Here is a 12,333-nt window from a genome sequence, read left to right on the forward strand (position 1 = left end):
GATGGAGGCCGACTATTTCATCGGGGTCGCGCAGCAGTCGTTGTGGATCCTCGCGCTCGCGTCGGCGCCGCTGCTGCTGCCGGTGCTCGTCATCGGCGTGCTGCTCGGCATGGTGCAGGCGGCGACGTCAATCAACGAACAGACTTTGACCTTTGTGCCCAAGCTGATCGTCGCGGCGATCTGCCTCGCGATCTTCGGCGGCAGCATCCTCGTCCTGCTCACCGATTTCACCCGCGAGCTATTCGCGCAGATCCCCAGCCTGGTGAAGTAATCCGGGGATGAATCCCGCCGACATCCCGAATATCGAGGCGATGCTCCAGCTGTGGATGCTGGGGATGATCCGTCCCGGCGCCGCGTTCATCGCCGCGCCCGTGTTCGGTGCGACGAGCGTGCCGGTACAACTGCGGCTGGTGATCGCGCTCGCGGTCGGGGTGCCCGCGGTCGCGGCGTCGGGCATGGCGCTGCCGCCCGAAGGGATCGTCTCGGTCCCGGGCTTTTTCCTCATCATCGGCGAGGTCGTGATCGGGCTCGCGATGGGCTTCGTGCTCCAGATGGGTCTCGCCGCGGCGCTGATCGCGGGCGAGGCGATCAGCAACGCGATGGGCCTCGGCTTCGCATCGATGGTCGATCCGCTGAGCGGCGCATCAAGTTCGGCGATCGGCCAGTTCCTGTCGATGATGGCCACCGCATTGTTCCTTGCCGCCGACGGCCATCTCGTGCTGATCGACATCGTCGTCGACAGCTATATCGCACTCCCGCCCGGCAATGCCTTTCCGTCGTGGGATGCGATCGGCGGGCTGATCCGTTTCGGCAGCCTGATGTTCGCCGCCGGACTGACGATTGCGATGCCCGTCGGCTTCGTCCTCATCCTCGTACAGATCATCATGGGCGTCATCGGCCGCTCGGCCCCAGCGCTCAACCTGTTCGCGGTCGGCATCCCCGCGACGCTGCTCGCCGGCATCGTGCTGCTCGGCGTTGCGACGCCCGCGATGGCCGAGGCGATTGCGCGCATCCTGTCCGACGCGCTCGACGCCGCGCGCATGGTGGCGGGGATCTGAACCATGTCGGGCACGACCGAGAAGGACCAGAAAACCGAACAGCCGACGGCAAAGAAGCTGGCGGACTCGAAGCGCGAAGGCGATGTGCTGATGTCGCGCGAATTGGCGACGGCGCTGATGATGCTCGCCGCAGCGGGATGGATGATCGCTGCGGGCGGCTGGTTCGTCCAGTCGGCGGGCGACCTGCTTCGCCGCGGTCTGACCTTGACCACCGCCGACGTCGCCGATTTCGCGCCCGCCGAAGCGCTGATGCGCAACGGCGCAGAAATATTGCTTCCGCTTGCAAGCCTGTTCGCGCTCACGCTGGGTGCCGCGGTCGCGGGCCCGGCGATGCTCGGGTCGATCGGCTGGCGCGGTAAGGCCCTCCACTTCAAGGGCAACCGGATGAACCCGATGAGCGGGCTCAAGCGGATGTTCGGGATGCAGGGTCTCACCGAACTCGGCAAGGCCCTGGCGAAAGTGGTGCTGCTCGGCACCATCGGTTACTGGCTCGTCCTGAATAGCCTGCCGGCGATCATGACGATGGCATCGACCGACCTGATCGGTGCGATCGGCCTCGCCGGGAAGGAAATCGGCCATGCGATGCTGACGCTCGCCGGCGGGCTGGTCGTCATCGCGCTGATCGATGTGCCGGTGCAGTGGTTCACGCGCAACCAGCGGCTAATGATGAGCAAGCAGGAAGTGAAGGAAGAGATGCGCCAGTCCGACGGCGCCCCCGAACTCAAACAGGCGCAGCGCCAGCGCGCGCACGAGATTTTGAGCGGGTCGGCGCGCAAGGCGGTGTCCGACGCGACAGTCGTGCTCACCAACCCGACGCATTTCTCGGTCGCGCTGCGCTATCGCCCCGGCGTCGACGCGGCGCCGGTCGTCGTTGCGCGCGGGCGCGGCGATGTCGCGCTATCGATCCGCGAACTGGCCCGCACCGCGAACGTCCCGCTGCTCGAATATCCGGCGCTCACCCGCGCCATCTATTTCACCGCGCGCGCCGGGCGCGTGATCCCCGAGGAATTGTTCGTCGCGGTCGCCACCGTGCTCGCCTTCGTGTTCCAGCTCGAACGCGCCGCCGCCGAGGGCACCGCGCAGCCCGCGGTCGACGTGCCCCCCTCGCACCGTTTCGATCCCGAAGGGCGCCGTCAGGCTTAAACTTGTCCGCGCGCCGCCGTTAAGGGGTTCGAAGGATATTTTGCCATGGTCAGTTCTATCGCCAACAGCCTCGGCTTCGGGTCGGGCCTCGATGTCAAACAGCTCGTCACCGACCTGTCGAACGCGTCGCGCGATCCCAAGATCAAGCGGATGACCGAGCTCACCCAGGCGAACCAGACGCGGATCAGCGCGCTGGCCCAGGCACGCTCGAACCTCGATGGCTTCGCCGATTCGCTCAGCCAGATGGTATCCGACGGTACGTTGCGCAGCACGCCGACGGTGTCCGACGAAAGCGTGCTCGGCGCCACCAGCCGCGCGGGCCTTTCGGCCGACAGCTTCGCCGCGACCGTCGTGGTGAACCAGCTTGCCCGCGCGCAGACCAACTATTCGGGCATCGTCGCCGACAAAGCGGCCGCGATCGGCGCGGGCACGATGACGCTGACCGTCGGCGGCGTCGCCAAGACGATCACCATCGGCGCCACGAACAACAGCCTCGAAGGGTTGGCCAATGCGATCAATGCGAGCGGCGCCGGCGTCACCGCGTCGATCGTCGCCGACGAAGGCGGCCACCGCCTGATCGTCAAAGGTCCGACGGGTGAAGTCGGCGCCTTCACCCTCACCGCCGACGCCGGTGCCGACCCCGGCCTGACGGCCTTTTCGACCAGCGGCGGCATGACCGTTGGCCAGACCGCCACCAACGCCGAATTCACGATCGACGGCGTGGCATTCAGCCGCGCAAACAACATCGTCGACGATGTCATCCCGGGCATGTCGCTCACGCTGAAAAAGGCGGCGCCGGGTCAGGGCGTCGACATCGGCGCGAGCCGCCCGCTCGACATGATCAAGCAGACCGTCGGCGATTTCGTCTCGGTCTATAACCAGCTCAAGAAAAGCCTTGTCACGGCCTCCAGTTTTGCTGGGGCGGCCACATCGCTGCGCGAGCTCGAACGCGAGCTGCAGGGTCTCGTCAACAAAGTGCTCACGAGTCACGGCAGCATCAACAAGCTGTCCGACATCGGCATTTCGACAACCAAGGACGGCCTGCTTTCGGTCGACAACGCCAAGCTCGACAAGGTGCTCGCCAGCGATGCCGGCGCGGTCGAGGCGTTGTTCAATCCGCGGCGCGATGCGACGCACACCCAATTGAGCGATCCCGGCATCGCCTTTGCGCTCGACGCGATCCGCGACAAGGCGGTCGGCGTCAATGGCGCGATCGATCGCGTGTCGAAATCGCTCGATGCGAAAAAGGAAAGCCTCGCCGACCAGCTCGAAAAGATCGAAGAGCGCGAGAGCGCCTATAAGGCGGGGCTCGAGAAGAAATATGGCTCGCTCGAAGCCAAGCTCGCGGCGTTCAAGGCGACGCAATCCTATCTCGAACAGCAAATCAAGCTCTGGAACAACCAGGGTAACGATTAAGGACCGCCGACGTGACCGCTACCGCCTCGACCGTCCGGGCGACCGGACTTTATCGCCGATTGCAGAACGAAAGCCGTGCCGCGGCCGCCGATCCCATCGAACTCGTCACCATGCTCTACGACGAGCTGGAGACCGCCGTCGGCGTGCTGGGGGCGATGGTGCGCCAGGGACAACGCATTTCGGCGACCGAGCCGGCGCATCGCGCGCGCGCGATCCTGATCGGCCTCGACGTCAATCTCGACCGCGACAAGGGCGGCGATGTCGCGACCGCGTTGTCGCGCGTCTATCGCAGCATGCGCCGCAAGCTCGACGATGCGGTGGCCGCGAACAGCGCCGACGCGCTGTCCGAGCTGCTCGAAGGCATTTTGACGATCAGCGCGGCGTGGCGCCAGCTTCGCTAGAGGTTTTTTCCACTGACGTGGAACGGCACCGGCCCGCTCCCCCACCCAGCCTCCCATAGAATACTATGTCGGGAGGCTGGGCGGGGGAGCGGGCCGGTGCCGCATATGAAGAACGCCCGCTGGTTACCCGGCCGCCCAAGGTGGGGATGGGCGGCCGGGTGGTGCGGGAGCGGACCAGAGCTCCCTTTTTCAGCGGGTGCTGAAACTCGTATCGCGGGCCGGGTCAGGCGGCCTGCTGGTGAACGCCATATTTGCGCATCTTTTCGATCAGCGTCGTGCGCTTCAGCGTGAGCAGGCGCGCCGCTTCGGAAATGATGCCGTCGGCGAGGTCGAGCGCGACGTGAATCTGCTCGAGCTCGATCGTTTCGATCTCGCGCTTGAGGTCGATCGGGCGGCCCGGCGCTGGCGTCTTGGCGTAGGGCGCAGCCGCGGCCACATCGTCCGCGCTGGCCGGCACCGCGGCGGGACTGCTGGGGACAGCCCGCCGCGGCGCCAGCGCTGCGGTGGGGTTCAAAAGCATGGCGACGTCGTCGAGGCCGAGCGTCTCGCCGCCATGGAGAACACTGGCGCGCTCCACAAAATTCCTGAGTTCGCGGACATTGCCCGGCCAAGCATGCTGCATCAGCAACGCCATCGCCGCATCGTCGAAACGGCATTTGGCATCGGCAGGCATCTGGCGCTGGAAATGGCGGATCAGGGCGGGAATATCCTCGGCGCGGTTGGCAAGGCTGGGGACCTGAAGCACAACCACGCCGAGCCGGAAGAACAGGTCTTCGCGGAATTTGCCATCGGCGATCGCGGCGCCGAGATCCTGGTGGGTGGCCGAAATGACGCGGACGTCGACGGCCTTCACATCGCTGCTGCCGACGCGGACGATCGTCCGGTCTTCGAGCACGCGGAGCAGTTTGACCTGCATGTCGAAACGCATGTCGCCGATTTCGTCGAGGAAGAGCGTGCCGCCCTCGGTCGCTTCGAAATGGCCGATGCGGCGGGCATGGGCGCCGGTGAAGCTGCCCTTTTCATGCCCGAAGAGTTCGGATTCGATCAGTTCGCCAGGGATGGCGCCGCAGTTGATCGCGGAGAACGCCTTGCCGGCGCGGGCGCCTTCATTGTGGATCGCACGGGCAACAAGTTCCTTGCCCGAGCCCGACGGGCCGCAGAGCATCACCGAGGCGTTCGAGCGCGCCACGCGGCGGATCATCTCGCGCAGCCGGCAAGCCGCCTCGCTCGTGCCGATGATCAGCGCTTCGAGCGCTGCGTTTTCATTCTGCCCCAGTGTCATTTCAGTCTCCACCGCACCGCCCGCTCGGTGCCCCCTTCGATGGATTGATGAATTGACGAAATTGGTAAACGAAAGCTTATCGGCCGTTAGCTAACTCATTCAAAACAAAGAGATATTACCATATTGGCAGCAATTGGCGCGCAATCGCGTTAACCGTCTCCGATATGCTGCCAAACTGGCACTAATTGCTTCGCCTATCGCCAGCCCAGCGTGATCGAGATGCGGCGGTTGCGCGGATCGAATCGGTCGGAGGGGACATAGGGCTCGCGATCGGCCACCCCTTCGATTCGCGAAAAGCGTTCCGACGCGATGCCGCGAAACTCGAGATAGTGGCGCGTCACCTCGGCGCGATCGACCGACAGGCGCCAGTTGTTCGTACCCGATTTCGCTGACCAGGGCGCCGAATCGGTGTGGCCGCGAACCATCACCCGGTTCGATACCGCCGCGACGGGCTTCGCAATCTCGCGGAACAGCCGCGCGCCGTCGGGGGTCAGCTGGCTGGTGCCGATCACGAACATCGAGAAGTCGGCATCGTCGACGACGTCGATGCGCAGCCCCTCGATCGTTTCGGTAAAGCGCAGGTTCGGCGCCAGGCGCTTGAGATCGCCCTTGCTCTGCAATTGGTCCATCAGCGTCTGGGCAAGCTTCCTGAACTGCTGCTTGTCGCTCGCGCGCTCGCGCCCCGACGCTTCGCGCGGGCCGCCGTCGGCGTCGCGCGGGATCGTCATCGCGCGCGTCCCCGTCTGCGCCGCGCCGTGCGGATATTTGTCGACCGAGACCAGCGAGTCGCCGCCGAACAGACCGTTCGACCCGGCGGTGTCCTGTTTGGTCTGGACGATCGTCGGCGCGAAATAGTCGGCGAGCGCCTTGCGCTGCGCCTCGTTCGTCGCGCCGAGCAGCCACATCAACAGGAAGAAGGCCATCATCGCGGTGACGAAGTCGGCATAGGCGACTTTCCACGCGCCGCCGTGATGGCCGCCATGCGCTTCCTGGATCACCTTCTTGACGATGATCGGCCGCGGCATGTTGGGACGCGCGGCCATCAGCGACCGCGCATTCCGTCGAACACCTCAGCGAAGCTTGGCTGGTTGATGTGATCGACGCCCGATCGCGCGGCCTCGATCACCAGCGGCTGCGGGTGACCGTGGAGCGAGGCGATGATCAACTGCTTGACGGTGTGATAGATGGCGGCGTCGCTTTCGATCACCGCCTTGGCACGCGTCGCGAACGGGCCGACGAGACCGTAGGCGAGCAGCACGCCGAGAAAGGTGCCGACGAGCGCCGAGCCGATCATCGCGCCAAGGATCGCCGGCGGCTTGTCGATCGAGCCCATCGTCTTCACGACGCCGAGCACCGCGGCAACGATGCCGAGCGCAGGAAGCGCGTCGGCGAGGCTCTGCAGCCCTTCGGCGGGCTTCATCGAATGATGATGGTGGCTCTTCAGCGCATTATCCATCACCTCTTCGACCGCGTGCGGATCGAGCGTGCCCGACGACACGACAACGAGGCGCAGCGTGTCGCAGATCAGGTGGACGAGCGTGTCGTCCTTCAGAAGCTTGGGATATTGCTGGAAGATCGTCGAGTTTTTCGGATCCTCGATATGCGGCTCGACCGCGACGGGTCCTTCGGTGCGCATCATCTTCATCAGCGTCGAGACGAGCAGGATGCAGTCGAGATAGTCCTGCTTCTTATACTGCGGTCCCTTGAAAACCTTGGCGAGCCCGCCGCCGAGCGCCTTCAGGTCGGAGCCCGAATTGCCGATGATCAGCGAGCCAAGCGCGGCGCCGCCGATGATCAGCATCTCGTGCGGCAGCGCGTGCATCACGGGACCCAGATTGCCCCCGGTCAGCGCGAAGCCCCCGAACACCAGCAGGATCAGTACGATTATGCCGACAACGGGAAACATGTGCGAGCAACTCCATTCGGGACCCGGCTGTCGAAGCCGGCCCCCGCAAATTCAGGGACGTCTTGATGATTAACGGCAGCAGCGCCGCAAGATTGAGGGGCGTCAGTTCAAAATATCGAACAAGCTCTGCCGGTTAATCTTGGCAAAGGCCGCTTGCGCCGCTTGCAGCGTCAGATCCATGGCGTTGAGCTCGGCGATCGCGACGTCGAGGTCGGTGTCCTCGATCGACGAGCGTTCGTCCTTGAGCGTGATCCCGCGCGCCGCGAGCCCGTCGCCCATGCGTTCGAGCCGCCCACCCGCAAGTCCGAGTTTGGCATGTTCGTCGGCAACATGGCTGATCGCGGTGTCGAGCGTTGCGATCGAAGTTCCCATCGCCGCCTTGTTGCCCGCGGCAACCGCCGTCGCGGCATCGCGAATGCTCGTCGACAGGCTGTTTCCGCCGACGACAAAGACATCCGCCGCCGACTGCACCGGCGCGAAGCTGACATCCGAATCGAAACGCATCACGCGCGCCGCCCCGGTCGCGAACACCGGTTCGCCGTTCGAATCGCGCGTCGCCGCCAGCGCATCGAGTTCGTCGGCGATCGTGCCGAGTTCGGCGGCGATCGTCGCGCGGTCGGCGGGGCTCGCGGTGTCTGTCGACGCGGCGAGCGTCAGCTCGCGTGCGCGCGTCATCAGGCTGCTCACCGATTTCATGACGCCGTCGGCTTGCGACACCAGCGCGTCGGCGGTGTTCACGTTCGACGACCAGGCGGTCATGCTCGCCTGCGTCGTGCCGATCGTCGCGATCCGCCGCGACGCGACCGGATCGTCCGACATGCGCAGCAATTTCTTGCCGCCCGAGATCTGGATCTGCGTCCGCTCGAGCGCATCGGCGAGTTTCTGCTGGCGCGCGATTTCGCGCGTCATGCGATTGCCCACGGCATTGATCATGGTTCTGACCCTTTCTTACAGCGAGCTGAGCAAGGTTTGCATGGTTTCGCGCGCGACCTGGATCGTGCGCGCGGCGGCCGAATAGGCCTGCTGAAAACGCAGCAGCTCGGCCGCCTCGGTGTCGAGATCGACCTGGCTCACCCCGTCGCGCGCCGCGGCCGACGCGTCGGCGCGCGTTGCGGCGGCGGCATCCTGTGCGCGCGCCGATGCGACCGATTGGGCCTGCGTCGCAAGATGGCCCGACCAGCGCGCTTCGGGATCGTTCGCGCCGCGCATCGCGCCGAGCGCGAGCATATTGCCGTTGCTGCCCGAACCGTTCGCCGCTGCCACCTGATCGGGGCTCAGCGGCGCGGCGGTCAGCGTTGCGGCGCTGGTGCCGGTGAACAGGGGCTGGCCCGGATTGCCATTGGCGTCGGTGCCCGCCTGATGCGCGGCGTTGAGCTGGTTCGCAAAATCGGTCGCCATCGTGTCGAGCGCGGCGCGCTGGTCGGCGACATGATTCGCGCCCTCGGCGAGGCCGCCAAGCGCGCCGGTCGAGATCGTAAGCGGCGACCCGCCGACGCTGTACGAAAGCCGTCCGTCGGGCGCAGCCGTAACCGAAATCGGGTTCACCACGCCGCCACCGACGAGCAGGTCGCCCGATCCGGCCGCGCGCAGCGTCACCGCGCCTTTGTCGTCGAGGGTTGCGCTGACGCCCGCCTGCGACGACAATTTGTCGAGCAGCCGGTCGCGTTCGTCGAGCAGGCTGGCCTCGTTGGTCGAGCCCGGCCGCGCCTTGCGCAGCCCGACGTTGATTTGTTCGAGCGCATTGAGGTCGGCGTTGAACTGGCCGACCTCGCTTGCCGCGGCGCCCTCGATCCCTTCGCCCATCTTGTCGAGCTGCCCGGCGGCGGTGCGAAAGCCCGCCGCGACATCGTCGACCGCCTGCAGGAACTGCGCGCGCAGCGTCCGGTTCGACGGATCGGCGGTGAGCTGGTCGGCGGTCGTGTATAGCTTGGTCAGCGCGGTCTTGATACCGTTGGTCTCGTCGCTCAGCGCATCTTCGGCCTTGCCGAGCCACGACAGCTTGGTCGCGGCGCGTTCGGCATCGCCCGAGGTGATGCGCGAATCCTCGATCAGCCAGCCGTCGACCGAGCGGTCGATACCGCGGATATCGACCCCGCCGGGGTTGGTATTACCGCGATAAAAGATCGAATTGCCGCCACCGACGGCTTCCATCATCTCGAGCCGACGGCGCGCATATCCGGGCGTCTGGGCGTTGGCGATATTGTCGCCGATCGTCGAGAGCGCGCGCGAATAGGCCTTGAGCCCGCTGTATCCGATGCCGAGCAGGTCGCTCATTGCACGCCTCCCTTAAGGCCGCCAAGTTGGCCGCGGAACTGCTGCTCGACCATGTCGGCGATGCCGAACTGGCGCATCGCGGCGATCGAATCGGCGGTGCGCGCGTCGGCCATTTCGCGGAAATTGTCGGTCGCGCTCGATCCGAAGATGTCGTCGCCAAGCTTCGCTTGCCGCATCGACGCCATCAGCTGGCGCAGGATCACGGCTTCGAACGCCTCGGCCGCCTTGCGGAGGCCGCCGTCGCCGCCGCCGGCAGCGGCGGGGGTCGGCGTCGCGCCGACCGAAGAGATGGGGCTCGTCATATGATCACCAGTTCCGCAGTGAGCGCGCCGGCCTGGCTCAGCGCTTCGAGGATGGCGACAAGGTCGCCGGGAGGCACGCCCATGCGATTGATCGCATCGACGAGTTCGGAAAGCGAAGCGGTCGGTTTGACCAGCATCACCGGGCGATAGTCCTGCTCGACCTCGATCTCGCTCGACGGCTCGATCGCGGTCTGGCCGCGGCTGAAGGGCGCCGGCTGGACGACCATCGGCGATTCCTTGATCGAGACGGTCAGCTTGCCTTGCGTCACCGCCGCGGTGCCGACGCGGACCGCGCCGTTGATGACGACGGTGCCGGTGCGGGCATTGACGATGACCTTGGCGGGCGGCTCGGCGCGCTGGACGCCGAGATTTTCGATCTGCGAGATCAGCCGCATGCGCTCGTCGCCATTGCCGCCGGTGCGGATCGCAATGCTCGCGCCGTCGATCATCGACGCGCTGCCGGGCAGTGCGGCGTTGATCGCATCGGTGACGCGCTTCGCATTGGTGGCATCGAACTGGTGGAGATTGAAAGTCAGATAGCTCGCGGTGGCAAAGCCGGTGTCGACCGCACGCTCGACCGTCGCGCCGCCCGCGATGCGGCCGCTCGACGGCACATTGACCGTCAGTTTCGACCCGTCGGCGGCATCGACGCCGAGGCCGCCGATGACCAGATTGCCCTGCACCATCGCGTAAATCTGTCCGTCGGCGCCATAAAGCGGCGCGAGCACGAGCGTGCCGCCGCGCAGGCTTTTCGACTTGCCGATCGCCGACACGGTGACGTCGAGACGCTGACCGGGCTTGGCGAAGGGGGGCAGCTCGGCGGTGATCATCACCGCCGCCGCATTCTTCAGCGCCGGGTTCACGCCCGGCGGCAGGGTCAGGCCAAAGCGCGACACTGCGCCCTTCATGCCCAGCGTCGAATAATCGAGGCTGTCGTCGCCGGTGCCCGCGAGGCCGACGACGATGCCGTAGCCGGTGAGCTGGTTGGCGCGCAGGCCCTGGAACTGGCCCATGTCCTTGATGCGCTCGGCGTGCGCCGGCGCCGCGAAGGCGAAGCTGGCGAGCAGGAGCGCAAAAAGGGTGAACAGGGACGGACGCTGGGTCACTTTAAATCCTCTTCAGAACGGGCTGATGATCGAGAAGAAACGTTGCAGCCAGCCTTGCTTGCTGGCGCGGGCGATCTCGCCCTTGCCGACGTAACGGATGTTCGCGTCGGCGACGCGGGTCGACAGGACGCGGTTGTCCGGGCTGATGTCGATCGCGCGAATGATGCCCGAAATCTGGACGCGTTCGTCGCCGCGATTGAGCGTGAGCAGCTTTTCGCCGCGCACCAGCATCGTGCCGTTGGGATAGATGGCGGCGATCGTCACGCTGACTTCGCCCGACAGCGCGTTCGACTGCGACGCGTCGCCCTTGCCCTTGAACTGCTGGCCTCCCCCCATCGCGACATCGCTCGGGTTGAACAGCGACAGCGGGCCGGTGGTTGGCGGCGTCAGGCCGATATTGCCGTCGCGCTGCGTGCCCGCGGCGTTGCTTTTGGTCGCTGCGGTGCGCTCGACGAGCTGGATCGTGACGATGTCGCCGACCTGTCCCGCGCGGCCACCCGAGGTGAGCGCCACATAGCTGCCCTGAAAGATCGAGCCGTTGCCGGGCGATGGCGCCGGAACGACCGGCGCCGTCGCCGCAAAGGCGTCGGGCGGCAACTTGTCCTTCGCGAGCGCCGAAGCCGGCACCAGCGCGAGGGTCAGCATCGCTAGCTTAGAGAGTCTGCGACGCATTTTTCATCATCTCGTCGGTTGCGGAGATCATCTTCGAATTGACCTCATAGGCGCGCTGCGTCTCGATCATGTCGACGAGTTCCTCGACGACATTGACGTTCGATCCTTCGAGCATGCCGCCACGCAGGCTGCCGCGGCCTTCCTCGCCCGCGCCGCCAGTGAGCGGCGCGCCCGAGGCCTGAGTCTCGACGAGCATGTTGCCGCCGATCGCCTGCAAGCCCGCCGGGTTGGCGAAGCGCGCAATCTCGATCCGGCCGAGTTCGAGCGCGGTGCCATCGGCGCCGGTCGCGGATACGGTGCCGTCGAGCCCGATGGTCACATTGCTTGCATCTTCGGGAAGCTGGATTGCGGGGGTCAGCGGCTTGCCGTCCGAGGTCACGATCGTGCCGTCGGGCGCGCGGCCGAAATTGCCTGCGCGGGTATAGCCGATGCGTCCGTCGGGCATCTCGACCTGGAAATAGCCGGCCCCGTCGATCGCGACGTCGAGCCCGTTGCCCGTCGTCTGGAACGTGCCCTGCGTATCCATGCGCGCGGTGCCGTTCAATGCGACGCCGGTGCCGAGGTTGAGCCCGGTTGCATAGCGGTTTTCGGCCGTCGACGGTGCACCCGGCTGGGTCATCATCTGATAGCTCAGCGTCTCGAAGCTCGCGCGGTCGCGCTTGAAGCCCGTGGTGTTGACGTTGGCGAGGTTGTTGGCGATCACCTGCATCCGGAAGCCCTGGGCATCCAGACCGGTCCGCGCGACGTGCAAGGCACCGATACTCATCTCATTA

General features: G+C 65.9%; 14 protein-coding genes. 5 read left to right on the forward strand and 9 right to left on the reverse strand.

What is annotated here, in order from left to right; genetic code table 11:
- Nucleotide 1 precedes the first annotated feature (1 nt).
- The 5 genes from GGC65_RS13440 to fliS are packed head-to-tail and all read left to right on the forward strand — an operon-like array spanning nucleotide 2 to nucleotide 4,018.
- Nucleotides 2–271, forward strand: coding sequence for a flagellar biosynthetic protein FliQ (locus GGC65_RS13440; RefSeq protein ID WP_192647635.1), 270 nt, complete (start codon nucleotides 2–4; stop codon nucleotides 269–271).
- 7 nt (nucleotides 272–278) lie between these two features.
- Nucleotides 279–1,058 carry a flagellar biosynthetic protein FliR gene (fliR, locus tag GGC65_RS13445; RefSeq protein ID WP_192647636.1) on the forward strand — a complete coding sequence of 260 codons (780 nt, stop codon included), beginning with the start codon at nucleotides 279–281 and terminating at the stop codon, nucleotides 1,056–1,058.
- A 3-nt stretch (nucleotides 1,059–1,061) separates the two neighbouring features.
- On the forward strand, nucleotides 1,062–2,201 hold the full coding sequence (gene flhB / locus GGC65_RS13450) for a flagellar type III secretion system protein FlhB (protein ID WP_192647637.1): 1,140 nt from the start codon (nucleotides 1,062–1,064) through the stop codon (nucleotides 2,199–2,201).
- A 45-nt stretch (nucleotides 2,202–2,246) separates the two neighbouring features.
- Nucleotides 2,247–3,617, forward strand: a complete 1,371-nt coding sequence (gene fliD, locus GGC65_RS13455) for a flagellar filament capping protein FliD (protein ID WP_192647638.1) — start codon at nucleotides 2,247–2,249, stop codon at nucleotides 3,615–3,617.
- Between the two features lie 11 nt (nucleotides 3,618–3,628).
- A complete protein-coding gene (gene fliS / locus GGC65_RS13460) occupies nucleotides 3,629–4,018 on the forward strand; it encodes a flagellar export chaperone FliS (RefSeq protein ID WP_192647639.1) in 390 nt (129 codons plus the stop codon).
- Nucleotides 4,019–4,241: 223 nt separating this feature from the next.
- On the opposite strand, the gene GGC65_RS13465 is transcribed toward fliS, so the two are convergent.
- The 9 genes from GGC65_RS13465 to flgG all read right to left on the reverse strand — a co-directional run bounded on the left by GGC65_RS13465 (nucleotide 4,242) and on the right by flgG (nucleotide 12,326).
- Complete coding sequence (locus tag GGC65_RS13465; RefSeq protein WP_192647640.1) at nucleotides 4,242–5,300, reverse strand: sigma-54 interaction domain-containing protein; 1,059 nt, start codon at nucleotides 5,298–5,300, stop codon at nucleotides 4,242–4,244.
- Nucleotides 5,301–5,494: 194 nt separating this feature from the next.
- Nucleotides 5,495–6,343, reverse strand: coding sequence for a flagellar motor protein MotB (locus GGC65_RS13470; protein WP_192647641.1), 849 nt, complete (start codon nucleotides 6,341–6,343; stop codon nucleotides 5,495–5,497).
- Entirely contained in the window at nucleotides 6,343–7,206 is an 864-nt protein-coding gene (gene motA, locus GGC65_RS13475) for a flagellar motor stator protein MotA (protein WP_192647642.1), read from the reverse strand. Before motA ends, GGC65_RS13470 begins: the two co-directional genes overlap by 1 nt.
- A 102-nt stretch (nucleotides 7,207–7,308) precedes the next feature.
- Nucleotides 7,309–8,139 carry a flagellin gene (locus GGC65_RS13480; protein WP_192647643.1) on the reverse strand — a complete coding sequence of 277 codons (831 nt, stop codon included), beginning with the start codon at nucleotides 8,137–8,139 and terminating at the stop codon, nucleotides 7,309–7,311.
- Between the two features lie 15 nt (nucleotides 8,140–8,154).
- Entirely contained in the window at nucleotides 8,155–9,480 is a 1,326-nt protein-coding gene (flgK, locus tag GGC65_RS13485; RefSeq protein WP_192647644.1) for a flagellar hook-associated protein FlgK, read from the reverse strand.
- Nucleotides 9,477–9,782: a rod-binding protein gene (locus GGC65_RS13490; protein ID WP_192647645.1), complete on the reverse strand. Its 306-nt coding sequence runs from the start codon at nucleotides 9,780–9,782 to the stop codon at nucleotides 9,477–9,479. Before GGC65_RS13490 ends, flgK begins: the two co-directional genes overlap by 4 nt.
- Complete coding sequence (locus tag GGC65_RS13495; RefSeq protein WP_192647646.1) at nucleotides 9,779–10,888, reverse strand: flagellar basal body P-ring protein FlgI; 1,110 nt, start codon at nucleotides 10,886–10,888, stop codon at nucleotides 9,779–9,781. Before GGC65_RS13495 ends, GGC65_RS13490 begins: the two co-directional genes overlap by 4 nt.
- Before the next feature lie 12 nt (nucleotides 10,889–10,900).
- Nucleotides 10,901–11,560: a flagellar basal body L-ring protein FlgH gene (locus GGC65_RS13500; RefSeq protein ID WP_192647647.1), complete on the reverse strand. Its 660-nt coding sequence runs from the start codon at nucleotides 11,558–11,560 to the stop codon at nucleotides 10,901–10,903.
- The gene (flgG, locus tag GGC65_RS13505; RefSeq protein ID WP_192647648.1) at nucleotides 11,541–12,326 is read right to left on the reverse strand and encodes a flagellar basal-body rod protein FlgG; all 786 of its coding nucleotides are present in this window, start codon (nucleotides 12,324–12,326) and stop codon (nucleotides 11,541–11,543) included. Before flgG ends, GGC65_RS13500 begins: the two co-directional genes overlap by 20 nt.
- Between the last annotated feature and the right edge of the window lie 7 nt (nucleotides 12,327–12,333).

Origin of the sequence: Sphingopyxis sp. OAS728, from assembly GCF_014873485.1 — a bacterium.
In the GTDB taxonomy this organism is placed as follows: Bacteria; Pseudomonadota; Alphaproteobacteria; order Sphingomonadales; family Sphingomonadaceae; genus Sphingopyxis.